This window comes from Okeania sp. SIO1H4, from assembly GCF_010672695.1.
GTDB classification, from domain to species: Bacteria; Cyanobacteriota; Cyanobacteriia; order Cyanobacteriales; family Microcoleaceae; genus Okeania; species Okeania hirsuta.
The window spans coordinates 48,264-74,907 of the sequence record NZ_JAAHGB010000018.1 but is presented as its reverse complement, the minus strand read 5'-3'; the positions used below and the strand labels follow the sequence as shown (position 1 = coordinate 74,907).

The window sequence follows — 26,644 nt, the reverse complement described above, 5'->3', positions numbered from 1 at the left end:
TTTTGATCTTAAATTCAGGTTTGAGATTTTTTCAATTTTTATGATTGAGCAAAGTTATGCCTAATTCTTTCAAAGATATTCTCGTATGCTTCTCTTTTAAACAAACTTCCCTGCAATTCTACAAAATCAGAATACTCTAGCCGACTAATAGTTTCCAAAGAATTCCATTTAGGCTCAAAATCTACCCTCCATTTGTTCCATACTACTGTTTGACCATGATGTGGAAAAGTAGCAAAACTGTATTGCGGAAAAAAATCATGGATGGCAGCAACAACCTTAAACACATCACCCATCCAACTTTTATTTTTCTCTCCAGAAATTTTCTGGAGCTGTCGGCAGCGCTGTAGGGATGATTGTGCTTGAGCATAACTTCCAGGACAAGTATCATCAATTAACCAGATCGTCTTAGTATGGGCACAAGAAAGGGATGCACAAAAGTCCCGAAAAGTTTGTTCAAAGGTATGAAGACCGTCTAAGTAAATTAGATCGAATGGCTCAAACCTTTTGGCATGATGTCTGAAGAATTCATCACTAGTAACTTCTAGGAATAGTACATTTTCAGTGGCATATTGAGCGGTATTAAATCTGAACTTTGGATCGACTGCCACTTTATTCTTGATCTTAATTGCATTGAAAGTTTAGATACTCCTATTTCTAAATAGGTAGATAGCTGATTAATACTAGCAATTTTGTTGAGGCGACCGCTACGGCTTTTGATATCTATGTTATCAGATTTTTGAGATAGTTCTAAGTTATTAGACATTGGAGCGACTGAATTTTCTTGGGGTTGTTTTAATGAGGTTTTACGCATTTCTAAATACTTTTCTATAATCTTTAAACAATATACTGCTTCTTTGTTTTCTAATGCTGTATATCCCTGAGCTATGTATGACATAATATCAGATTTTTCTTGATCCAAAAAAAAATTTTCATGCCAGTTTTTTAGCAAAGCAAAATTATGATTTTTCAGAGATTCAATAATTTCGTATGGACGTTTGCTAATTGATATTCCTTTTCCTCCTTTTTCCATGTTATAAGACCCTAATTGTTCGCAATTTTCAACATTGCCTGCAACTATATACTTATTACACTTATTGTATATATGTGGATAGAAATGTTGATTATTACCTCTTCTAGGTATACAAGCAATGTCAGTATCTAAATAGTTAATTAATTCTAGGAGATATATAGCACTTCCTTCAGTAAATATAATTTTTTTGGTATTTACTAGATAAGAAAGTTGTTCAAGAAAATTATAATTTTCAGGTTTAAAAGATATATAACCCTCATCAACTAATAGACTTTCGAGATACTTTTCACCTGCAACCGATCCATTAAGTGGAATATGACTTCTACCTAGAAAAAGCTTTAGATCGGTTAAATTTTTTCTCAAATTATGTGTAAGATTCAAAATTCTTTCCTGTAGTCTCTCTAAATAGGGGCGATACCATTCCTTAATTCCTAGTAATAATTCACTACCTGCTTCTGGAATCACTAGATGTTCAAACATACCCCGATCGCTAACAAAAATACACTTAGCCCCTGGTATACCCATAACATCTAAAACTTGATCGAACCATTGAGGGGGGGTATATGTAGGGAGAGACACTCGTCGTGGTCTAGGGGATAACACAGCAAAAACTATCCCATCATAGGTACTAGAATTAAATGCCCACAAACGATGAATACTTTCAGTTAAAACGTGCCCAAAGTGTCCGTTAAAAAATCCTCCATAAATATATCTACCATGATAATATTTTGAATTATCAATTTGAGAATCATTGGTATTGGCACTTTGAAAGTTTTTATCTACGTACTTTGGTCTACCTCCACTATCACCACGCCGATGACGGAATACTCCGGGGATATTATTCGGAAAAATAGGCCCTCCGGCAAATTCAAACCGACCGCGAAAAATTTGGAATCTTTCAACAATAGCATTTTGTATTTGGAAAAGTCGAGAATCATTTTCTCCATCTATTTTGTTTTGATTATTTTTGGATACTTCTTGAATTTCTGGTTCTGAGACTTGACCGCTAGAGTCTTGAGTCTGAGATTCTTCTAATAGTACCATTGTCTGTTTTAGTCGAGAGTTTAGAGTTTCGAGTTTATGGCGGATTTTTGTTAGCTTATCAGAACAATTGTTGATATTTTTATCGTTCTTTTTTGGTGACTTTTTTTCTTTATTTATGCGTTCTTCTCTATTTTTTAATGCTGCTTGATAAAATTCAACATCATCACTATTAATTTATTCTAATTTATGTATAAGTTTTGGCTCTGATAAAATGTTTTGTATTTTTTTTTCATAATTTGAATAAGTATTTTTATTAGTATACTCAATATCAAAATCACCCCATCCTAGTTGTTCTTTTAGTTCGTTCAAATCTTCTTTAAATAACTCTTGTATACCTACAAAATAAAAATCAGTAACTTCTCTTCTATTCAAAAATCTTGAGGTTATATTTTTAATATCTGGTAGCTGGGCGAATTCCAATAGGCTAATTTGATTTTCTACTAACAAACGCTGGGAAGTATTTTCAATTTTATTTAGTGGGTGATTTAGCCAAAAAAAGTAGTGAGAAATTAATCTATGAATCGGGTGTCTAATCCAGGCAATTTTTTTTGCTTCTGGGAAATATTTTTCATACTTATTTACACCAAAATGACCGTGAATTACTTTGATTTGACTTTTTCTAGCTTCCCACTGACTATTGAATTTTTTTCGGTGTGCTCCAGGATAGTCAACGATAACTGACTCAAAACCATAAACTTGTTCTAAGACTTTTTTAAAAGCTGTTCCTGCTGTTTTAGGCACATGGACTGAAATAATTTCTAATTGTGAACCTTCTGTATTCATACTCTATTTATTGCTTGATGATCTAGGAATTCTTCAGTTTGTTTCTAATGTTTTGAAACTGAGATTTGATTTGTTCCAGTCTCTTTCGTGTTGATTCTGTTTCCTTAAAAAAATTAGAATTAGTGGGTGTTAATGGCGATTCAGTTTTAATTTGAGGCTTGATAGTTTTTGGCAAAGGAGATGCTTTGTCTTTACCACTAAGATTATAACCAAATTCCTGTAAAGCTTCTTGGCAAACTTCAGTACAGAAAGTTTGTAGAGAAGAATCTAAGTCTTGTCGCCAACGCCCAATAGATTCTTGAGGGTTAGCAGAAGTACGATGTCTTTTTAACTGAGGTGTATCTTTAGAAGCTACTTCTAAAATTTTAGAAATAGTTGAACTGCTATTATCCAAATTCAAATACTCAAAGATAGAACTCAAAGTTTGTTCGGGAGTTAAAATTAAATCTTCGTAGCGTACTAAATGTGTTTGTTCTTTTCTTTCCCTCCATAATTGCAGCATATTTGCAGCAGTAGACTTAATTGTAGTTCGGATATATTCGCGATCGCTTTTAAAACGTTGACGGCCAAAATCAACATATCCTCTCTTGGTATTGAAAGCTGCCACCGAGCAGGCCATATCACGAAAGTCACGAACTAGAATAATTTCTCGTGCTTGAGGATAAAGTTCAAGCAATAGTGTTCTATTTAATTTTAGAAGAAACTTTTCTACAAAGTAAAAGTTAGAGCTATTATCCAAGAGTGGGGTCAATACTTTACCTTGCTGAATAGCTATATTTTCATAGAACCGATCTATATTTTGACGACAAAAATCAGCTAAATTTTCTATGTAATTAAGTCCTAGCCAAGAAGAATTTAAACAGCTACTAATATTGTAATTATGATAGGTGTTTGGCCCTGTCCGGTAAAACTCGTCATAGTTGAATCCTAATTTTTCTTGGTCAGGACTTACGCAAAGACACTATATATAGTGCATACCCTTAAAGGTTTATCTATATTGGCTATAGCTTGAAAAACAAAATATAAAAAAATTAAAAAATTGAACTTAAATTACTTTAGTTGTGATACTAGATTAGTATGAAACCAACTATTTGTCAACACTTTGAGAATAAACTTTAATTATATAAAATATTGTCAGTATTTAATAAGTAGTCACAAAAATTACACTCTCACAAACCTTGCTGACGATCTAGAAACAGTGAGCCACGATAGCGTAGCTTTGCGTCAGCAATCAAATTAATCGTTACTTAAAAAATATTGATTTAGCAGCAGAAAATTTGTGGCAAAATGTCAGGGAGGAAATTGTAACTTCTGAAGATGGTTATTTGCTGCATTAATGATACAGTTTTTAATAAAGAATACTCCCAAAAAATAGAACTTGTCCGAGGTCAGTATAACGGTAACGAACATAGGGTAGTCCGTGGAATAGGAATAGTTAACTGCTTATATTTTAATCCTCAAATAGAACGATTCTGGATTTCGCGATTATCGTATTTATGCTCCAGAGAGTGATGAAAAGAGTAAAATAGATTATCATTTTCTTTGTGGGTTTAATACCCCACCGTCAACGGGGGTGTTCACGCATTACTTGGGGGAGCGAATCCATAAGTAATTTTCCTCCTGTCTCCTGTCTCCTGTCTCCTGTCTCCTTCTTCAAGTATAATAAATGATAATTGATGTGGTAAAACAGAATAAAATAGCAGTAAAAACAGTATTAATGGAGAGCTGGTATCCAACCAAAAGACTTATGGCTTTAATAGATAACTTAGGTGAAATTTACTATTTTCCATTGAAAAGTAATCCCGCGCGTAGACGATACTGGGGGTGTAAAAAAATATCAAAAACTAGAATAATTAACATGAAATGACGGGGAATTAGTATCAGGAAAAATTATTAAAATTAAAGGCTTTCCTAGAGATAAAAAAATCTAATTATTTTGGTTTACTGTTTCCGCCAACAGAACAGAATATATTGCTACTAACGACCTGACTCATAAGAGTACAGATGACGTTGATTTTGAGATTCGCACCTAGATGGAAAATTGAGGAGTTTTACGCCAGAATTAAACAGCTAACAGGGCTGGAGTTTTGCCAATGTCGTCGAGGAAAAATTCAAAAAAATCATATTGCTTGTGCTATGTTGGTGTGGAATCATTGGAAAAAAATGGCAAATGTTATGGGAAAAACTATTGATCAACTAAAACATCAATTATTATCCAAATATAAGCGTATCTGAACTCAAATATCCTACAATTAAAATGATAGTTGTTTAAGTTTGTATGGATTGTTTAGAATGAGCAAGGCTGGGTGATAGCTATAAATTTTCAAGCGTTAGCGGAGCTTTGCGTCAGCAATCGCCTAAATAGGAATCTGTATAATCGGTGGGCGGTTCGATTCTCCGAGCAAGTGAAATTAACTCTCAAACAATGGATAAAATATCAATAAGACCGCTCCTATCTGCTGCTATAAAAACACAAATACCAGCAATCCTTTATAGAATTTTTGTCAGCATTCAGCTATTAGCAGTCAGTTTTTTTTATTCAGAAAACAGTCTGATTTAAGCTGAAAATTATTTCTAATAAAAGATGATAATAAAAAGAACAGGACTTACACATTTTTATGGTAAAAAAAACTATATATATAGTGTTTCTCAAATTAGTGAGATACAGTTGTTTTTCTTTTTTTTCTATCCCCTGTTGATCGAATTACTACTCCCTACTCCCTACTCCCTATTCCCTAAAACAAACTAATGCGCGTACCTCACCAATATGAGAATTGCTATACCATAGTGCTATAGTTTTAATTTACTATATGTAGTAGCTTTGCGTAAGTCCTGAAGAAATTAAGAAGGTTAGAGAATTAAGATAATTTTCAGCAAGAATGTAATATAGACCGCAAGAATTAGCAAGACAAAAAAATATTTAGCTCTTATTATCTAATTTAAGCTCTCATCCGAAATTTAACGGAGAGATAAATAATTTGATCGGGAAAAAATAATGAATATAAATAGTAAGACTTGGCTGAATATTCGTGGAGCGATCGCTGCAGCAATAGCGGTAACATCTACCTTTGCTATGGCATCTACAGCAACAGCAGCAAGATTAAAAGTTACGGTAGAAAATGTTGCTCCCACTAATGGTTTCTTTTTCTCTCCATTATGGGTAGGTTTTCACGATGGTAACTTCGACATTTTTGACTTAAACCAACCAGCACCCGCATATCTCGAAGCATTAGCAGAAGATGCGAATACAGGACCGATCACCACTGCTTTTGCTAATAGTGGCGCAGGGGAGACTCAAGCTACAATATTAGGCCCAACAGGCCCATTTCAGGTGCTTACTGCTGGCGATCGCGCTTCTATGACATTTACTCTAGATGGTAGTCTAGCTAGCAGTCGCTATTTCAGTTATGGAGCAATGGGTTTACCAAGTAACGATGCTTTTATTGCTAACGAAAACCCATTAGGGATAAGAATTTTTGATGAAGATGGCAAATTCTTGGGTGCTGATTTTATTGTTACTGGCGATCGAGTGTGGGATGCAGGTACAGAGGTCAATGACGAAATACCAGGCAATACTGCAGCTCTTGCTCAAGCGACTCCTAACACAGGTGTGGATGAAAATGGAGTTGTCACCTTTCACCCTGGTTTTCTCGAAGGTGGTAATATTTTAGCAGCAGCACCTAATGGTGATTTTACCGCTCCAGATTATCAGATCGCACGGATAACTATTGAATCAGTACCTGAACCTACAACTACTTTAGGATTATTTGCTTTTGGTGGATTTTTATTACTGGGAAATTTGTTCCATAAATCTTTTAAATAGTTGGCGTTGGTGAAGCGCGTGTATGATATTAATCTTAATTATTCAGGAGTCAACCCACCCCTCGCCCCTCCCCCTCCCAGGAGGGGAAGTCAGGAGACAGGAGTCAGGAGGGAAGAAAGAAGAAGAAAGAGCAGTAGAAGGAGAAAGTTTTTTGGTCACGGAGCAGGGAACGGAGTTCTATCGCGCTCTGCTCCTGAGATGATATCATACCTCAAATCACCAACGCCAATAAGTAATATCATATCCGTTTAATTGGACATCTCCAGAACAGATGGAACAGGGAACAGGGAACAGGGAACCCACCCCTCGCCCCTCCCCCTCCCAGGAGGGGAGTAATTGATAATTTATAGATAAAAATTGATTTTATTTTTGTTTTTTGGAGATGTCTATTAGTGACCAAAAAATTTCCTCTTCTTCCCTTCTAACTCCTCTATTATTTCAACTATTAAACCGGACATGATATAACATCTAATTATTTCAAATGCTTTACTTGAGCTGAAATTAATTTATTCAAACAATTCGCAACTTCAACTCGATGACATCTAGCTGGATCTAGTTCAGCACATAGTAAGAAAATATTTCCTTGAGTAACAATTTCTGCAATTTCAGACAAATCTGCATCTACTTTTTCAGGGGTAGGTGAAACCCAGTTTGCTTTACCTGATGTATTTCCTAAAGAAACTTTGGATATATATTGAATATTTTTGGAGTGGCAAAGATTTTCTATTTTGTCTCCATACCACTTGCGACTCCAAGCACGAGGACTTTTCCTCACATCAATCACACACTTAACATCAAAATTTTGTAGGTATTCTAAAAATTCACTGTAATCTTTACGATTTCCATAGCCAAATGTCAGTATATATTTATTTGAAAATTTCTCTGAAATATTCATTGTTTTTTCTCTATTTAGAACAAGCTTAATTGAGTAATCATAGGAGGATAAACTACGCCTATAATCATAAAATAATTTTTGTAGTTTTTTAAATTACCTACTATAAAGTATAGGTCTTTCTTGTTCATAAATTCAACCTCTAGCTTTTGTCTTACTTTTTCTACAGCTTCTTTTTCCTTTCCTATTTGAGTCGAACTCAAAGATTTATCTCGACATTTTCGATAAAGCTCTTGAATTTCCCAGTCACTAATACTATAGCGATGTTTATCTCCATCTTCATCAATAAACTCATATCCAAACTTATAAGGTATTTTCTCCAGTTCTACTGTTGGTTCAAACAAATCTAACTGATCTAATACAGCTTGCTGTTTTGGTTTCCAATTACGTTCAGTTTCCTGACAAAAATATTTTTTAATAATTTTTTGCTTGATTATTCCTAATGATTTATCTTGATTTTTTATTTCTTTAATTGACTTAAATTGTAGTGGCAGTAAAAGTTTTTTTCGTTCCTCCCAATTATTACTTGTTTTAATTTTTCTCAAAACCTCTATAGAAGAATCATTTATACGAAAACTTTCTGGCGTATAATCTCGATCATTTTTTTCAATTAAAGCCATAATAATAGACCATCTAGGATAGCGCTTATCAAAATCCAATTGTCGAAAGCGAATAGGATAAATTCTAATCCACTCAAGAGGCTGTTCATCTTCACTCAGCAATATTCCTGCTGTACAGACAGTTTATTGATATTTTTTACTAATTGAAGGGTATGTTTTAGTAGCAATTAGTATTTTTTTAATTCCATATTATACAATCTTAATTTATTACCGAATAATTAAAGTTGAAACCCTCTGCTTTAAAAAAGAAATAAAGAAAAAAAATCCTATTTACTAATCAGATCAAATCTGCTGAATTCGATATAAAAAAATGTTTAATCTTCAGCTATTAGCAAATATTTCTAAATTCTCCTTCCTCCTGTACGTTTTATCCTGTAAAATCTTACTTTTGTGAGGGCGAATGCCATTCGCCCCTACGACTTCCGTGAAACGGTATAATATCATGTCCGGATAAGAGCGTGATCAAAAAAACTTTCTCCTTCTTCTTCTTTCTACCCTCCTGTCTCCTGTCTCCTATCTCCTGACTCCTTCGTCGTTTATTTATAATTGTTCAACCGGACATGATATAACTATATCCCTTCACAAAGAAGCCGATCGCTTTCTTTAACATCGGGACTATTCTGCAAATAGTCGTGAACAATATCACAACCCCGCGCCAATAAATTATCTAAATCAAAGTTCCACAATATTGCTACCCGATCCTTACCAACCGCACCGAGCATTTTACCATCTGGACTAAAGCTAACATCCATTACCCCTTCTCGAATACCTGCTAGACTCACCAACTCTTCACCATCAACAGTCCAAATTTTTACCGTACCGTCATCACTACCACTAGCGATAATTTTGCCATCAGGGGTAAAACTCAGACTATTTACTTGACCCTGGTGTCCTCTGAGAGTAGCGATCGCTTGACCTTCAGGAGTTAATAATTTAACTGTATTATCAGAACAAGCTACAGCAAGAATTTTTCCATTTGCACTAAAACTAACTTTCTTGATAACATTACACAACCCTTCAATCTTTCCTAGTTCCTCACCTTCTATGCTCCATATTTTCAGAACAACCTGACTCTCACCCCCAAAACCAGCAGCAGCGATGGCTTTTCCATCTGGTCTAAAAGTCACAGTTCTCAGTTCATCAATACCTCCTGGAATAGTCAATAGTTGTTGACCGCGAATATTCCACAATTTAATTGTTTGATCTAAGCTAGCAGTTGCCAACATTTTACCATCCGAACTATAGCTAATACTATAAACCCGATCTTTATGCCCGGAAAGAGTCGCATTTCCTAAACCTGCTAAATTCCAAACTATTCCTATTCCATCAGCACTTGCAGAAGCCACTGTTTGACTATCGGGACTAAAGATCAAGCTATAAATACCGCGTTTATGCCCTTTTAAACTTGCTAACTCCTCTCCATCTCGACTCCAAATTTTTACACTCCGGTCGTAACCCCCAGTAGCGATCATCTGAGCATCTGGGCTAAAACTAATAGCTGTGATATAACTGGTGTGTCCTTTGAGAGTAGGCAATTTTTGTTCTTGAAGATTCCAAAGTTTAATCGTGTTGTCAGCACTAGCAGAAGCAAGAGTTAATCTATCATTACTCAAACTGAGACTACTAACCCAGGTACTATGACCTTTGAGAGTTGCTATTTCTCGACCATAATGAGTCCAGAGTTTAATTGTTCCATCAGAACTTCCAGAAGCAATAGTTTTGCCATCAGCACTAAAGTTAACGCTAACTACTGGACTTTTATGACCTTTGAGAGTGCCCATTTTTTTACCATCTATACCCCAGACTCTCACAGTATGATCCCAACTAGCAGTGGCAATAGTTTTACCATCTTGGCTCACACTCACACTCAAAACTCTGTCTTTAAAGCCTTTGAGAATAGCCAATTGTTCGCCTTGAGAATTCCATAACTTCACCGTTTTATCTTCACTAGCAGAGGCTAATACTTTACCATAGCTGACACTGTAAATTTTATCCTGATGTGCTTGAATAGACTTTAATAATTTACCTTGAAGATTCCATAATTTAATTGTTCCATCTATGCCACCAGAAGCGATCGCCTTTCCATCTATACTAAAACTAACGCTATTAACTGCTCCTTGATGCCCTTTCATTGTTACTAATATTTTACCATTCTGGTTCCAGAGTTTTACAGTACCATCATCACCAGCAGAAGCTAACATTTTACTATTAGGACTAAAGTCAACACTGTAAACCGCACCCTGATGTCCTTTTAAAGTAGCTAATTCTTTCCCAGAGTTACTCCAGAGTTTGATTGTACCATCATCACTAGCAGAAGCAATTATTTTTCTATCCTTGCTTAAGCTGATGCTATTGACTGGTTGTGTATGTTCTGCTATTGTTCTGCGCGTACTCACACCATAAACAGTTTTGCGCAAAGCAATTAAAACTCGCATTCTTACATCTGCTGATACTTCTGAGGTATTGTGTAACTTTGTACCAGCTTTGATAGCAGTAAGTAAAGCGTCAAAGCCTTGGTTAGCAGTAAACTGATTTTCTGCGGATAAACTCAAAGCATTAAGTTGGGAATTTAATCTATCCTTTTCTGCCACTTGCCAATTAATCAAGGAAAATCCACTTAACCCACCTAAAATTAAAATTAATCCTATTATACTCCCGAGCCGAAAATTGTTTTGAAAACGTTTGCGGTTGATACTTTTTTCGAGAAATTCTTTGGCTAATACAGATACAAAAGCACTATCAGCATCACTTTCTAATAAACTTTCAGCTAAACTTAACTTGCGCCCACTTAATAAGTATTTGCCTGATTTATCTTTTTTCAGCCACCGTTGAGCATCAGCTTCCATACCAGGTTTTTGTTTAATTGCCTCCCGGTTTGACTCTACCCAAAAACTTAACTGAGACCAATGATGAATAATAGTATTATGGGCTAATTCTATTACTGTTACTGTTTGATTAGTATTTTGATAGTTGGTAAATTTAGTAGTTATAATTAATCTGGCTTTTGCTAATTTTTTCAGTATCTTACTCACAACTGCTAATGATTGTTGAGGGGTAATTAAATCAGTTTTTAATACTCGTTTGCAGCTTACTACCGTATCTTCATTTATTTGTACGAGTTTGAGAAATATCTGCTTGGCAACCTGACGCTCTCTAGCATTGAGGGAATGATAAGTTGCATAAGCTTGTTTTTCTAGACAACCTTTTACACCACCTAAGTTAATATATTGATTCAGAGTAAATTGGTCTATTCGTCGCTGTCGCCATAGTTCCGTTAGAGTATATTGTAATAATGGTAAATTACCGTGACTTTCTGTATCTACAATCATTTGCTCCACTAATTCTGGCTGAATTTCTATACCTACTTGTTTGACTGGAGCGGCGATCGCTTGTTGCAACTCCTGTCGAGTCATCGGCGTTACCGTCACTAAATGAGATTGAATTTGCCTAGCTAACCCAGAATATTCCTGCTCAAAGCATTTACCTAAAAATTCTGCCCCCATACTAATAATTAACAGAAATGTACTAGCATGAGAGTTATCTTGGTAATTTTTGTCTATTGCTCCCATCAAACAGTCAAAAAATTCCTGCCTTTCGATTTTATCTAAACACAGAGTAAAAACTTCCTCAAACTGGTCTACTACCATTACTATTCTGGGTGCTTGAGTATTTTGCAACACTTGTCTAAACCCACTAGCACCCTGATTAATTAACTCTTCGATTTCTATAGGTGAATAAATTATACGTTCAACTTCAGCCTTTTTGATCTCTTGCTCTAGGTTTTCATTGTGAGAATTTTTGATTTTAGGAGGTGATGTGACACCGGACTTTCTTTTTTCTGGCGATCGCCTACGGGTTCCTTTTGTTTCTTGTGCTGGTGGTGGAGGTGGATAAGGAATAGATGATTTTGGCGGTCGCTTTTTTTGTTGATGCTGCTGAGAAGTTGATGATAATTTTTTAGTAGTGTAAAGTTGTAATGATTCTTCCTCTGGAGCTGTTGTTTCTTCTGTTGTCGGCGTTAACAATGTCTGTAGTTGATAATCTACAAATGCTGCTGCTAAATTTTTTAAAGGATGTTCTCCTGGTCTAATAATTAATATAGGCCAAGTGTTACTCCCAGACAATCTTTGCCCCAGTTTAAGTTGATATAATAACCCTGCTTTTACTACACTTGATTTACCAATTCCACCGGCCCCTACTACCGCCAAAAAATTCCGAGAACGAACCTTTTCTAAAAGTATATTTGTCAAAGTTTTCCGACCATAAAAATATTTAGAATCTTTATCATTAAACTCAAATGCAGCTAGTCCTTTATAAGGGCAAACTCCGGCTGTCAGGTCTGGATTTTCTGTAGCTTCTTTTTCCCCTGTCAAAATAATTTCATTCCCAGAATTATTAAAGACTGGATGTAGATTAGAAAGATTTAGTTTTTTATTTATATAGTCTATTAAATTATAATTTGTTACGCAAACATTTGGATAATTTTCTGGTTCTAATGCTTCTAATAAACAATTTGTGAGAAAGCTATGTTCTGAATTTATTTGTGTTGTATAAACTTCTATTTCTTGAGAAACAAAAATATAACACCTATCATTATAAGTTGATTCTATATTACTAAGATTTGTTTGTAAGAAGTCAATTTGTTTTTCCTGATGGTAACAGTCTAACCATACTATTTGTTGTTTGACAGGAGATTTTTGTAATAGTTGACTTAACCAATGTAGTGAAATTCCCCATTTTCCTTTTTGAGGGTTTGTATCACTGGTTGCTAAAAATCCTTCTTGTACCCCTCCTTGTTGATCTAATAAACTATTTCCCACAAAAAACAATAAAGCAGTTTCAGGAATATTATCTAGAGGATTAAATAATTTAGAAATAGCTTCTTTCAAAGCATTTATTTCACAATTTTTAATCTTAGGATGAGGATCTACTTGCCAAGAACCCTCTATATTAGCCCCTGGAAAGCGCTGCACTTGAAAATTGCCATAAGTTTCTAATAGTTGAGCGATCGCCTCTGCATCTGCTGCTGGTTTAATCAAATTTCGGGGTTGAGCAGAGCTATCTTTCAGCAAAGGATAATGATTGATGCCTACTACTAATGCTTTTCGGTTCATGCACGGTAGCCCATTTTAGTTAATAACTGGCCAGTTTATTATAATATCATGTCTCTTTAAAAACCCACAATAAAAAAAAATTTTAGGGAACAGGGAATAGGGAATAGGGAATAGGAAGAAATTTATCAGAGAACACATTTTTATTATCTCTAATTAACGAGACTTGATATAATAACAATTTTATGTGAAGTTGTACAAAATTATCAAATTCACGATTGAGACTCTAGTTCCTTTGTTTTAAGATTTAAGATAATGTTAAAAGAAATGATTTTGTTCGTGACTTTTACTTCTCTTGCTTACAGAGGTTTTCCTGATTGGACTTCACGAGTATCTACTAATTTGTACTATTCTTGATGCTATTTATACCGTCTAATCCTCTTTTGTGTAATATCATGTCCGGATAATTAGTGATCAAAAAAACTTTCTCCTTCTTTCTCCTTATTCTTCTTCTTTCTACCCTCCTGTCTCCTGTCTCCTGTCTCCTGACTCCTTCGTCGTTTATTTATAACTGTTCAACCGGACATGATATAACAAAGCCCCGCCAATAAATAAAATTATCAAATTATCAAAACGTCTCAGCGTTAACCAACTCAACCCGTTTGGGGTAAGATTAGTTATATCAACTACCCAAAGTTGTTGGGATTTGGTAACAAGTAGTAGGATTTAACACATGGCACAATATAAGCAAGCACTGGTTAAGGACGCTAAGAACCCTCCAGGTCTAATTGTCTTTCCTGCGTTCATTACCCAGAAGGAAATGGATGCGCTTAAGGATTTTAGAGTCGGCGATCGGGATACGTTTGTAGTAGCCTATCCTAAATCTGGTACGACATGGATGGAGCAAATTGTTCACTTGCTTGCTAGCAATGGAGAGCAGGGCGATAAAGTATTGAGTGAAGCAGTTCCTTGGTTAGAAGGTGCTGCAACTCGTTATGGAGGTTTGGATAATTTGATCGTAAATAGTGGCGATCGCCGTTATTTTCATAGCCATTTACCCTTGTCTCTGATGCCAATGTTTGGAAAAACCAAAGCCAAATATATTTATGTTGCTCGCAATCCAAAGGACAATGCTGTCTCCTATTATTATCATGCTTGCAGCAAAATGGGATACGAGGGTAGTTGGAGCGAATTTTTTCAGCTATATGTTGAAGGCAAAGTTGCCTATGGCTTGATATTCGATCATGTTTGGGAGTGGTGGAAAGCTAGCCAAAATTCAGATAATGTGATGTTTGTCAAGTACGAAGATATGAAAAAGGATTTAGCTCAAGTAGTTATTGATGTTGCTAGCTTTATAGATATCCCCTTAACTTCAGATTTACTGGATGCTGTGGTTGCTGCAAGTAAATTTTCGGCAATGGCGATGAATCCGAAAGCTAATCTTGATTGGGTTCCCCAGCGAGAAGGTATTCCCAAACATATGCGTAAAGGAATAGTCGGAGATTGGAAAAACCACTTTTCTTCAGAAGAGAATATGATTCTTGATGCTCTATATCAATCAAGAATGGTACAATATGGTCTGGAATTTGAATTTGAGTAGAGCTGGAGTTACGTTCTATAGAATTAATTTGTTTAATTTGTTGGCTCAAATTCTGATGATGATTCATTTTTCTTCTTGAGCTACAAATTGAAGTGCGGAATGTGGGATTAAAGCTGGTTTTCGCCTCGTCAAAAATTTGGGCTAACTCAACTAAAAATACTCTCTATGTTTTCTTGCTCAACGTCTCTGAAGGCAACTCCCCAAACATGGTTTTGTAATCTTTAGCAAAATGACCGGAATTACAGAATCCAAATTTACTGGCGAGGATGATGATGCTACAACTTTCGGGTTCGCTTACCTTCAGGAGTTGTCGCACTGCATGAAGTCGTCGTACCTTGAGATAGCGCATGGGACTCAAGCCAAATAAGTCCTGAAAAGCATAGGATAAGGCAGAACTGCTAGACCCCAAATTTTGAGCTAGTTGTTTTAAGGTCAAAGGTTTTTTCAAGTGTGCTAGCATTTCTTTTTCCGCTTCGGCAATCAGCTTTTCTCTTCGGGAAGGTTTGAGGAAAGACTTGGAATTTAACTTAATAGGAATGCTACTAATTAGCAAAGGAATAAAATCATCAGCAACGAGTTTTTCAATATGAGGTTGTTGAAGGAAGGTAGGATTTTTGATTGCTAACCAAGCTAGTTGTTTCAGGTAATTTTTAATTTCTTTCGTCCCAGTTGGCAACAAGTTCACATGATTTTTTCTCCGGAAATTATCGTCTAGATCGTGGCGTTGTAGTTGGTCGGCATAAGCATTAAAAGTTTGCACAGGAATGAAAACATGTGTCATGGCTATACCTTGATGAAATACTTCGTAGGATTCGGTGTTGTTAAAACCAAAAAGAGTTCTTTGAGGCTCAATAGGGGTGTTTAAGGAGTAATATTCCTTTTCTTTCTCAGACCAAATCATTACAAAAGACATGTATTCAGGTGTTCCCCCACCAGACGTTTGAAGTCCTTGGTTGACCTGATTATATGCGAAATATAAGTTGCCAATCTGAATAGATAAAAATTCACCTTGAAGAGGGCCGGGACTAAGTTGAATCATTTCCATCTTTTGATAATCAATAAACTCTTTGAAGCCATCTAGATGGGTAAAGGATCTGTAGACAATCCGAAGATTGTCTGTCCCAGGAGCATCTTTAGGTTGGGAAGTTTTACTTTTGTTTTCATTCATAAACAAAGTCATGTATATAGCATTTAATAAAAAAATAATCAACTATTTATAAGTAAAAACAATAAATTTTAAAAACTTATTTTTAAATTTATATGGCTGAGAAAGTTGGAATTTTTGAGTCTTCCAACAGAGAGTTTACCACTAAGCTTGGGTTTAAAGTATTTCCGCTACCCGATCATACAAATGGCCATTAAGACTACTTTGATCGTGATTTGGAATGTAGCTTGAATTTTTATGAGGTTTTACCCATGTTTTTTAACGGTTTTTTGAACCGGATTTTCAAAGGAGTAGTGGCGATCGCGATCGCCACCTGCCTCCTTTTGACCACCATTGCCCCACCCGCAATGGCCCAACAGATTCTTCCCCACCCCGATCCAGCTTTCACTGGCAAAATCGGTCTAACTTATGAAGACTCTGAAGAGGTCGAACTCCAATTGAAAGAGCCTTCAACCTTTGGCATTGAAAATGCGCCCAATATCCTGTTGGTGCTGCTAGATGACGTGGGCTATGGCCAGATGGGAACCTTTGGTGGCAAGATTAAGACTCCAACACTGGATCGACTGGCTGAAAATGGTTTAACGTACACTCAATTCCATACCACAGGCCTCTGTTCTCCCACCCGTGCAGCTCTCCTCACCGGACGTAACCACCACTCTGTTGGGACTGGTGTGACTACCGGAGTTGCAACGAGCTTCCCTGGATATTCAAGTGTGATTCCCCAGAACACAGCCACCTTTGCGGATGTATTGCAAGCCTACGGTTACGCAACTGCGTGGATTGGTAAAAACCACAACGTCCCAGATTGGGAAACCAGCGCTGTGGGACCCTTTGATCGTTGGGCCCAAGGGCTAGGGTTTGACTATTTCTATGGCTTTGTCGGGGGCGACGTCGATCAATACACTCCCCCGCTCGTGGAGAATACTACTCGCTTGATTCCGCCAGAAAAAAATGCCGATGGTTCAGACTACTACCTGAATACGGATTTGGCCGACCACGCCATCAACTATATCCAGACCACAAAAGCGCTGGCAGAAGATAAGCCCTTTTTTGTTTACTTTGCTCCCGGTGCGACTCATGCGCCCCACCAAGTTCCCAAAAAGTGGATCAAAGACTATAAAGGGAAATTCGATATGGGCTGGGATAAGTACCGTAAGAAAACCATTGAGCGGCAAAAAGAATTAGGTGTGATTCCCGATGATACCCAATTAACCCCTCGTCCAAAGTCTCTACGGAAGTGGGATTCTCTGAAGCCAAACAAGCAGCGGTTATATGCCCGCATGATGGAGGTGTTTGCTGGTTTTACCGAGGAGACAGACCACGAGGTTGGTCGGGTGATTGATGCCATTGAGGACCTGGGTGAGTTAGATAACACCTTGATTATCTACATTGCTGGAGACAACGGTTCCAGTGCAGAGGGTGGCCTGCAAGGGGTGACCAATGAATTGACCTTTTTCAATGGTCTTGAAGAAGACTTTCAGGACAAGCTCGACGCGATCGACGAATTGGGCAGCGAGATGCACTATAACCACTTCCCTGCGGCTTGGGCTTGGGCAATGGATACCCCGTTCCAATGGACTAAGCAGATTGCGTCTCACTTTGGGGGAACTCGCAATGGCATGGTGATTTCCTGGCCCGATCGCATTACCGATGTGGATAAGAAGCGCTATCAGTTCAGTCATGTCATCGACATTGCTCCCACCATTCTGGAGGCTATTGGTATTGAAGAACCCACCCTATTCAATGGGGTCATGCAAAAGCCGATCGAGGGAACCAGTTTAGCCTATACCTTTGATGCAAAGTATAGGCTTGATCAAACTGATGATCCAACTGCAGATCAAACTGATGATCCAACTGCAGATCCAACTGATGACAATAAAAAATATAATGCAAGTAAGATCAATGCCCCCAGCAAGCATACCACCCAGTACTTTGAGATGCTCACGAACCAAGGGATCTACGACAAAGGCTGGATGGCCAGTGCCAAGCGCGGAGACCCCTGGCTTTCAGAAAACCCCGAGATGGATCTGTTGGACATGCCCTGGGAACTCTACAACATTGAAAAGGACTTTTCTCAAGCGGTGGATTTGGCTGACCAAAAGCCGAAGAAACTCGAAGAGATGATCAAGTTGTTTTATGCGGAGGCCAGCAAGTATAACGTTTTGCCGTTGGACGATCGCAAAGGTGACCGGGTTGATGTGGCCAATCGTCCCAGTTTGACCAAAGGACGTGACGTCTTTACCTACCCCGATCATTTTCGCGTTCCCGAAGGTTCAGCCCCCGATCTCAAAAGGAAGAGCCATAAAATTACGGCCAATGTAATTTTGCCTGAAGATGGCGAAGGAATGCTGTTGACTTTGGGAGGCCGTTTTAGTGGATACGGTTTGTTTGTCCAAAATGGTAAACTGGTGTATCACTACAACTGGGCGGGAATCGAACGCTACAACATTTCAGCGCCTTTGCCTGCCGATTTGCCCACCGATACACCGATTACTTTGGAGGCTGTTTATAAAACCGTATCACAGGAAAAGATTAATCAAAAGATTGATGAAAAGATTAAAAAGGAGGATGTCAATAACGATGTCAAAGAAGTAATAGGTAAATTACTAGGTGCCGAAGTGAACCTCTACGCTAACGGTGAACCTCTGAAGATTAAGGGAAACAATTTGGTTTGTAAGAGCATTCCCAACCGCTTCACCTTAGATGAGACCCTTGATGTGGGCTTTGATACGGGTACGCCTATCCGAGAAAGCTATAAAGATCAAATGCCTTTTGACTTCACCGGAACGTTGAACTCGGTGACGATCGAATTAATTAAGGATGTTGCAGACCCAAATGTCTTAGAGCCATGCAGAGAGGAATATGAGGAGTTCCGTCTTAATCGCATTCCGTTCTACGATTAAGCCATGCAAAATATCAAGATTGCAGGCACAATTCGAGGGTTGATTTAAAGTCGGAATAGGAGTAAATACCTGAGTCCATAACTTTTAACAGGGTGGGCATTGCCTACCCTGATTCATATCATAGCCCGAACTATAGCGCTACTTGAAAAGGTAACAGGGAACAGGGAACAGGAGACTGTAAAAAGGTTTTAGGATTTAAAAATGTCCTAACCTATTTGCGTAGTGCTATAAAAAGAGGCGATCGCGATTTGCCAATACCGCAGGGCGATCATCTCTTTATCCTTGCGACTAACTGACAATTTCTAGGCTCTTTTAAGGTGACAATGATTTTCTATTGCTAGAATTTCAATGCAAAAAAAATTAGGATTTGATATTGACATTGACACTTCAGGGAAATATAGTGGCTTTGTCAGAGCTAAAGCTTTAACAGCGAACCAATTTATCGTCACCTACGGGAAATGATTTGGTAACGAAACCCAAAACTTTCCCTTTCATTACTGTTGTTTATGAGATTTAATCAATGTTTTTGCAACGAATGTTGAGAGCGATCACGATATTTGTGATCGCTATCTCCCTCCTATTGGGAAGTATTACTCCCCCTGTCTTGGCAGAAGAAACTGTTGATTGTACGGTTGAGGGAGCTTGCCTGCCATTCCCGCCAGTGCCATCAGCCAGCGTCGCCGGACCGACTTTGGACGAGTCCACCATGGAGCGGCGCGAGGAACCGAACCGTATACCCATCGAAGATTCGCCCAACATCCTGATTATCCTGCTGGATGATGTGGGCTTCGGGCAGGCTGACACCTTTGGTGGCGAGATCCACACGCCGACTCTAAGCCGTCTGTGGGATGAAGGGATTGCCTATAACACCTTTCACACTACCTCCATCTGCTCGCCCACCCGCGCCGCTCTCTTAACAGGGCGCAATCACCACCGGGTCCAATCAGGTACGATCGCAGAATATGCGGTGGACTGGGATGGTTACCTGGGGGTTATTCCCAAGACCTCCGCCACGATCGCGGAAGTTTTGAGCGAATACGGCTACAAAACCTCTGCCTTTGGCAAATGGCACAATACCCCAACCAATGATACCACAGCAATGGGTCCATTCGATCGCTGGCCTACTGGGCATGGTTTCGACTATTTCTACGGCTTCATTGCCGGTGAAACATCTCAGTATGAGCCGCGCCTCTATGAGAACCTCAACCCCATAGAGCCGCCCCACGACGAGTGTGACAACCTGATAGAGCAGTTCCAGGACGAGTGTTACCACCTGAGTGAGGACATGGCGGATAAAGCGATCGCCTGGATGCGTCACCACCGTTCCTATTCTCCCGACAAACCCTTCTTGATGTACTGGGCACCAGGGGCAGCCCACGGTCCTCACCACGTCTTCAAGAAATGGGCAGATAAGTATAAGGGTAAATTCGATGACGGCTGGGACGAGTACCAAAAGCGAGTCTTTGAAAACCAGCGGGACGTCCTGCACTGGATTCCAAAAGATGCCGAGCTAACTCCTCGACCTGAAACCATAGCAGCATGGGATGAGATTCCCGAGTCGGAACGTGACTTCCAACGGCGGTTGATGGAGGTCTATGCAGGCTTTCTCGAACATGTGGATACCCAAGCTGGTAAGGTGATCTCGGAACTCGACGATCTGGGCATTCGCGACAATACCATCGTCTTTTATATTGTTGGTGACAACGGAGCCAGTGCCGAAGGTCAGGAGGGCACTATCAGCGAATTTCTTGCCCAGAACCTAATTACCAAGACGGTCGAGGAGCAACTTGATGCTCTTGAGGAACTAGGCGGACTTGATGCCCTGGGAACCAAACAAACCGAAAATATGTACCACGCGGGTTGGGCCTGGGCAGGGGATGCCCCCTTCCGTTATACCAAGCTAGTTGCTTCCCACTTCGGTGGCACCCGCAACCCCATGGTAATCTCCTGGCCTAAGGAGTTCAACAAGCCCGATGGCATCACCAGGAATAAAACCATCCGGTCTCAGTTCCACCATGTTAACGATATCGCTCCAACTATCTACGATATCCTGGGCATTACCCCCCCTGAAGAGGTTTACGGCTTCAAGCAAACTCCCCTCGATGGGATTAGCATGAAGTACACCTTCGACGATGCCAACGCACCGGGTCAAAAGAAGGTTCAGTATTTTGAGAACTTCGGCAGCCGAGGCATCTATGAGGATGGCTGGTATGCCTGCACCTTCGGTCCTCAGGAACCCTGGAATACAGCTGAATCAGCAGCCAAATTAAAAGAGTGGGATTCCACTCAGGACGATTGGGAACTGTATCACATTACCGAGGACTTCACTCAAATGCACGATCTGGCAGCTCAGTACCCAGAGAAATTGAAGGAAATGAAAAAACGGTTCTTGGAAGAGGCAGAAAATAACTTGGCATTCCCCATTGGGGGCAGCCTGTGGATCAACATTCATACCGAAGACCGGATCGCGAGTCCCTACACTAGCTGGGTCTTTGATGAAGGCACAACTCGTATGCCTGAATTCACTGCACCGGGTCTAGGTCGTCAAAGCAACCTGGTTACGATCGATGTCGATCTGAAAAAAAATACTTCCGGCGTTCTCTATGCCTTGGGAGGTTCCGGTGGCGGTGTGAGCTTGTTTATGGACGACGGAATTCTCAAGTACGAGTACAATATGCTGCTCCTAGATCGTTATAAGGCTGCATCAGATGCACCGCTCTCTGATGGTCATCACACCATTGAAGTAGAAACAACCATTGAGAGTTTAGAGGAAGCAGGTGAAGTGGTTACAGGTGAAGTGGTTATACGAGTGGATGGTGATGAAGTCGGCCGAACCACTATCGAACAAGTCGTCATCGGAGCCTTCAGTGCCAGTGAAACCTTTGATGTGGGCACGGATCTGGGGGCACCAGTTTCCCTAGACTATGCCGAACGCGCTCCCTTTGAGTTCGACGGGACGATTAACACTGTGAAAGTTGAGCTTGGAGATTCAATTGAACCCTACCAAGCTTCGGAAGATATGAGTAATGAAGACTTCTGGGACATAATCATTCAGCAGCTTGAGAAACATTATTCAACTAAGTAGCGATCGCTATTCACAGGACTTACCCATGAGGTAGGAAAAACGTAGGTTATCCAACAGCCGGATCGAATGCCTAAGTAGCTAATGAATTTAGTTTCGATGGGGCGGGTTGAGTGACCCAATTGGGTGAGCATTGCTCACCCTAATTACTCGGAAGAATAAACCTTACAAACTAGGACTAACAAAAATATGTCAATTTATAGCAATATTAAACTTTTACCGGTCAGATTAACTTACTAACCTAAGTTCGACTGAACTTCCTGGCTGTAGTCAGTCGGGAGTTTTTCCCTCTCATATTAAATAAATGAAGTTTCTTTGTTCATATCAAATCTCCATAATTACTATACTCAAGTCATTGCGACTTACACTCTGTGGAAGAAAGCAATATCCGCACACCCCTGAGATTGCTTCCTATCGTCGCAATGACGACTGTTCTCTATATAAAAGCTATTCTCCACATCAGAAAAAAGATTCTACGACTCAAATTATGAATAATTCTCAAAATTATATTCAAAAACTCTTAATTGTTCTCAGTGTTTTTATTCTTGCCGTTACTATTTTTAGTCCGAGTGCATTTGCCGTACCCTCTTCTACTTGTCCCCAAAATATGGAATTCATTCCCGGAGGAGAGTTCAAAATGGGTTCAGATAAACCAGAATTTATCGAAGAACTACCTGTAGAAAATGTGACTGTCAGTTCATTTTGCATTGACTCCCACGAAATTACTAACGCCGAATTTACCAAGTTTGTTGAAGATACAGGTTACGTTACCGTCGCCGAACGTCCTCTATCAAAATCACAATTTCCTGATTTACCAGATGAGGAGCGATCGCCTGGTTCTATTGTTTTTGAACCTCCCGCAGAAGGCATTCAACAAGTCGCTTATCTGAGTTGGTGGCATTGGGTTGTGGGAGCAAACTGGCAACATCCCTACGGGCCCGATAGTAATATTAGCGGGAAAGCAAACCATCCCGTTGTTCATATTGCCTACGAAGATGCCTTAGCTTACGCCAAGTGGGCAGGAAAACAACTTCCCACGGAAGCTCAATGGGAATATGCTGCCAGAGGTGGTTTAAAAGAATCTACTTATAGCTGGGGTCAAGAATATTCTGCTAAAAAAGCCAACACCTGGCAAGGATTTTTTCCCTTTCTAAATACCAAAGCGGATGGCTATTTGGGAACTGCTCCCGTTGGTTCCTTCACGGCGAATGGTTACGGTTTATATGACATGACAGGTAACGTTTGGGAATGGACTGCCGATTGGTATCGGGTTGAACGCAAGAACATGGCTCATAGCGTTAATCCAGAGGGCCCCAGACAAGCCGAAAGTTTTGACCCCAAAAAACCTGCCGAGGGTGCCGTACACGTGATTAAAGGTGGTTCACACCTCTGTGCGCCCAACTATTGCAGTCGATACCGTCCGGCGGCACGAGAGTCTCAGTCACCCGATACAGGAACCACTCACATTGGTTTTCGGCTTGTGAAAAATTTGGGCTAACTAAATAATGAATAATTAATAATGAATAATTAAACTCGGATAGTCCAGCTAATAGGGTGCGTTATATCAAATCCGGATAATTAATATACCCAAGTCATTGCGAGTGGAACGGAGTGGAAGGAAGCAATCTCCGCGCATCCTTGAGATTGCTTCCTATCGTCGCAATGACGACTGTTCAACCGGATTTTTGGCAAAAGTACAAAACTAAAATTATTCTTTAGGAAAATTTTAGCCAAACAATTCACGATACATTAATGTAATCAATCTGCATTAGGATTGCTCCAACATAGATTTTCGATTTGAATCTTTCAGATGGTTTGGTAGTTTCCTGACCCATTGACTGAGTTTAGGTCCTGCAATAGGGCGATTGCCTCCGGCACCAGCGGAGCTGAACGCTTCCTAACCAGAGGCCATCGCAAAAAAACTAAACCTATGGACATTTCGTCCAGAGTTAATGTTGTTATTTAGAGGTTTTTCTTAATGATTTTCAATCGTATTTGGCAGCATCTGTGGAAGAAGGTAGTGGCGATCGCAATAACCACTACTTTCTTTTTTAGTGTTGCTGTCCCCCCGGCGACAGCATGGAACCTATTCGACTTCTTCAAAGGGCTTGACTGGTTTAGCAAATCCGAACTAGCTCCCACCAGCACTGCTGCTGAGTCTGAGGCTACAACCTTCACCCTGCAACTTCTCCATGCTTCCGATTTTGAAGCTGGCCTGGAAGCTCTGCAAGACGCCCCTCGTTTTTCAGCCGTCCTCAATGCTCTCAAAGAGGACTACCCCAATACGCTTTTCCTTTCCTCTGGAGATAACTACATCCCCAGTCCGTTCCTGTTTGCAAGCGGCGACCCGACCATGAGTGACACCCCTGTAGGTAAAGCTGGTATTGGTCACGCTGATATCGAAATCCTCAACCAATTGGGCGTTCAAGCCTCCACTTTTGGCAATCACGATTTCGATTTGGGCACCAAGGAAGTGAGCGATATCATTCAACCTTCCGGCGAATACCGTGGGGCGTTGTTTCCTTATCTGAGCGCGAACTTAAATTTTGGTACAGACCCCGACTTGGCAGACCGGGTGACGGAAAACGGACAAGAAATTAGCACGCTGGCAGCAGGAGAATTAGCTGGAACGGCGATCGCTACTGTTGGTGGTGAAAAGTTCGGCATCGTCGGTGCAACTACACCATTGTTACCTGTAATCTCTTCCTCCGGCAACGTAACTGTACTCCCTGAAAATGATACGGACTACGACGCCCTGGCTGCTGATATTCAGGCTGCTGTAGACGAGCTGACAGCAACGGGCATCAACAAAGTAATTCTTTTGTCCCATATGCAACAGTTGAATATCGAGCGCGACGAACTTGCACCCCGCCTCCGAGATGTGGATATCCTCGTTGCGGGCGGTTCTCATACGTTGCTCTCTGATGAAACAGACCGCCTCCGCACTGGAGATACCAGCGCTGGTCCTTATCCTATTCTCAAAACTGATGCGGACGGAAACCCAATCGCTGTAGTCAACACGAAAGCAAACTATACTTATGTGGGTCGCCTGGTGGTAGACTTCGATGCCGAAGGTATCCTCATACCCAGTAGCATCGATCCTAGCATCAGTGGAGCTTATGCCACTGACGAAGAGGGGGTTTCCGCCACTGGTGGCACGCCAGTTCCGGAAATAGTGGAAATCGTTGATGCCCTCAATGGAGTCATTGCTACCCAGGATGGCAACATTTTTGGCAACACGACGGTTTTCCTACGAGGCGATCGCTCCTATGTCCGCACTCAAGAAACCAATCTAGGCAATCTGACTTCCGATGCCGATCTGGCATACGCCAAAACGGTAAATCCCAAGACGCGTATAGCTTTGAAGCATGGGGGTAGCATCCGTTCCAACATCGGCATCATCAATGCAGCGAGTGGCAGCACCGACCCCAATGACTTTGAACTGTTGCCCCCAGAAGCAAATCCGGAGGCAGGCAAAGCAGAGGGAGAGGTTTCGGAACTCGACATCAATAATTCTCTCCGCTTCAACGACGGACTCACCCTGATTACTCTCACGGCAGAACAACTCTTACAGACACTCGAACATGGGGTTGCAGAGACAGCTCCCGGTGCAACCCCCGGTCAGTTTCCTCAAGTCGGTGGTCTGAAATTTAGCTTCGATCCAGAACGTCATGCTGGCGATCGCGTTATCTCTTTAGTAGTCTCTGGTGATGGCGAATCTGATGTTGTTGCTGAAAATGGCGAACTGGTTGGCGACCCCAGTCGCACCTTCCGGGCGATTACTCTTGGCTATCTCGCTGACGGTGGCGACAGCTATCCTTTCCCCAGTTTTTTGAATGCCGATCCAGTTTTGTTCGACCGTGTCGATCTCTTGGGCGAGCCAGATAGCGATGGCGATGGAGATTTTGAACCGGAAGAAGACCTCAACAAAAACGGGGTGAGAGATGAAGCAATAGCAGAACCTTTCGATGGCGTTGCTGACTTCTCTCCTTTCGGCACTGAGCAGGACTCACTGGCGGAATACTTCCATCAAGTTTTTCCTACGGCAGACAGCGCCTTTAGCCAAGCGGACGCCCCCCCTGCCTCTGACGAGCGGATTCAGAACCTAGCGTTTCGGGAAGATACAGTGATTTCTCAATAGACATAGGCGTGAAAAAGATATAGCAGAAGAAGGAAGGAAGAAGCAAGAAGCAAGAAGGAAAAATCTTGCGTTATCTGAGTTTTAACCTTTTAATATGTCCTAATCTTTGCTTCGACTGCTATATAGACTTTTTGCATATTGTTTCGGTAATGACCCTGGCAACGTTTAATCAATAGCTAACTAAGGAACTTGTGCCTAAAGAACATACCAGTTATTTAGCATACTGCAAGTGAGAATCGGATACACTTGCCTCAAAGATCTACTGCACTACTTTAGAAGTAGTAGCTGAAGTCCAAGCTAATTCTACCTTGTTATCAAGTGTAACTGATTAATTAATCTTGTTAAGGAGAGCGATCAAGCACAATTCTGAATCATTTAGTTTTAAGGCGATCGCCGTCCTCTTAAATTCCTACATCTCCTTCAGAATAGTTGTTTCATATATAAGCTATTGGTGATTATTTGTCAACTAAAATCTCTGATTTTTAATAAAAAATAAATTGTTGACAAGAA

Annotated in this window: 16 protein-coding genes and 1 pseudogene; 8 read left to right on the top strand and 9 right to left on the bottom strand. The window is 40.0% G+C overall.

Annotated elements, in window-relative coordinates; translation table 11 throughout:
• Positions 1-38 precede the first annotated feature (38 nt).
• The 4 genes from F6K06_RS15180 to F6K06_RS15165 all read right to left on the bottom strand — a co-directional run bounded on the left by F6K06_RS15180 (position 39) and on the right by F6K06_RS15165 (position 3,533).
• A complete protein-coding gene (locus F6K06_RS15180) occupies positions 39-608 on the bottom strand; it encodes a class I SAM-dependent methyltransferase (RefSeq protein WP_287241931.1) in 570 nt (189 codons plus the stop codon).
• Positions 542-2,074, bottom strand: a complete 1,533-nt coding sequence (locus F6K06_RS15175; RefSeq protein ID WP_287241928.1) for a glycosyltransferase 61 family protein — start codon at positions 2,072-2,074, stop codon at positions 542-544. The genes F6K06_RS15180 and F6K06_RS15175 overlap by 67 nt, the downstream gene beginning before the upstream one ends.
• A 174-nt stretch (positions 2,075-2,248) precedes the next feature.
• Positions 2,249-2,857 carry a sulfotransferase family 2 domain-containing protein gene (locus tag F6K06_RS15170; RefSeq protein ID WP_287241926.1) on the bottom strand — a complete coding sequence of 203 codons (609 nt, stop codon included), beginning with the start codon at positions 2,855-2,857 and terminating at the stop codon, positions 2,249-2,251.
• A gap of 22 nt (positions 2,858-2,879) precedes the next feature.
• A complete protein-coding gene (locus tag F6K06_RS15165) occupies positions 2,880-3,533 on the bottom strand; it encodes a sulfotransferase domain-containing protein (protein ID WP_161564994.1) in 654 nt (217 codons plus the stop codon).
• A gap of 432 nt (positions 3,534-3,965) precedes the next feature.
• On the opposite strand from F6K06_RS15165, the pseudogene F6K06_RS34550 reads away from it, so the two are divergent.
• From F6K06_RS34550 to F6K06_RS15150, 3 genes and pseudogenes are all read left to right on the top strand, one after another.
• Positions 3,966-5,129 (top strand): annotated as a pseudogene (locus tag F6K06_RS34550) (transposase).
• Between the two features lie 723 nt (positions 5,130-5,852).
• Positions 5,853-6,680 (top strand): spondin domain-containing protein, encoded by an 828-nt coding sequence (locus F6K06_RS15155; RefSeq protein ID WP_287241924.1) that lies wholly within the window; start codon positions 5,853-5,855, stop codon positions 6,678-6,680.
• A 22-nt stretch (positions 6,681-6,702) separates the two neighbouring features.
• Positions 6,703-6,882: a hypothetical protein gene (locus F6K06_RS15150; RefSeq protein WP_124143406.1), complete on the top strand. Its 180-nt coding sequence runs from the start codon at positions 6,703-6,705 to the stop codon at positions 6,880-6,882.
• A gap of 270 nt (positions 6,883-7,152) precedes the next feature.
• On the opposite strand, the gene F6K06_RS15145 is transcribed toward F6K06_RS15150, so the two are convergent.
• From F6K06_RS15145 to F6K06_RS15130, 4 genes are all read right to left on the bottom strand, one after another.
• Positions 7,153-7,575, bottom strand: a complete 423-nt coding sequence (locus F6K06_RS15145; protein WP_124154820.1) for a DUF488 domain-containing protein — start codon at positions 7,573-7,575, stop codon at positions 7,153-7,155.
• A 14-nt stretch (positions 7,576-7,589) separates the two neighbouring features.
• The gene (locus F6K06_RS15140) at positions 7,590-8,192 is read right to left on the bottom strand and encodes a hypothetical protein (RefSeq protein ID WP_205127653.1); all 603 of its coding nucleotides are present in this window, start codon (positions 8,190-8,192) and stop codon (positions 7,590-7,592) included.
• Between the two features lie 321 nt (positions 8,193-8,513).
• Entirely contained in the window at positions 8,514-8,636 is a 123-nt protein-coding gene (locus tag F6K06_RS15135) for a hypothetical protein (protein WP_287323258.1), read from the bottom strand.
• Positions 8,637-8,761: 125 nt separating this feature from the next.
• Positions 8,762-13,306 (bottom strand): caspase family protein, encoded by a 4,545-nt coding sequence (locus F6K06_RS15130; protein WP_287241920.1) that lies wholly within the window; start codon positions 13,304-13,306, stop codon positions 8,762-8,764.
• A gap of 670 nt (positions 13,307-13,976) precedes the next feature.
• Here F6K06_RS15130 and F6K06_RS15125 point away from each other — a divergent pair.
• A complete protein-coding gene (locus F6K06_RS15125; protein ID WP_124143403.1) occupies positions 13,977-14,843 on the top strand; it encodes a sulfotransferase domain-containing protein in 867 nt (288 codons plus the stop codon).
• A 163-nt stretch (positions 14,844-15,006) separates the two neighbouring features.
• On the opposite strand, the gene F6K06_RS15120 is transcribed toward F6K06_RS15125, so the two are convergent.
• Positions 15,007-16,011 carry a helix-turn-helix domain-containing protein gene (locus tag F6K06_RS15120; RefSeq protein WP_240038785.1) on the bottom strand — a complete coding sequence of 335 codons (1,005 nt, stop codon included), beginning with the start codon at positions 16,009-16,011 and terminating at the stop codon, positions 15,007-15,009.
• A gap of 248 nt (positions 16,012-16,259) precedes the next feature.
• Here F6K06_RS15120 and F6K06_RS15115 point away from each other — a divergent pair, with 248 nt between their 5' ends.
• The 4 genes from F6K06_RS15115 (at position 16,260) to F6K06_RS15100 (ending at position 26,134) form a co-directional block, all read left to right on the top strand.
• Positions 16,260-18,911 (top strand): arylsulfatase, encoded by a 2,652-nt coding sequence (locus F6K06_RS15115; RefSeq protein ID WP_287241918.1) that lies wholly within the window; start codon positions 16,260-16,262, stop codon positions 18,909-18,911.
• Between the two features lie 520 nt (positions 18,912-19,431).
• The gene (locus tag F6K06_RS15110) at positions 19,432-21,996 is read left to right on the top strand and encodes an arylsulfatase (protein ID WP_287241916.1); all 2,565 of its coding nucleotides are present in this window, start codon (positions 19,432-19,434) and stop codon (positions 21,994-21,996) included.
• A gap of 352 nt (positions 21,997-22,348) precedes the next feature.
• On the top strand, positions 22,349-23,491 hold the full coding sequence (locus tag F6K06_RS15105; protein WP_287241914.1) for a formylglycine-generating enzyme family protein: 1,143 nt from the start codon (positions 22,349-22,351) through the stop codon (positions 23,489-23,491).
• A 480-nt stretch (positions 23,492-23,971) separates the two neighbouring features.
• The gene (locus F6K06_RS15100; protein WP_124145408.1) at positions 23,972-26,134 is read left to right on the top strand and encodes a bifunctional metallophosphatase/5'-nucleotidase; all 2,163 of its coding nucleotides are present in this window, start codon (positions 23,972-23,974) and stop codon (positions 26,132-26,134) included.
• Positions 26,135-26,644 lie beyond the last annotated feature (510 nt).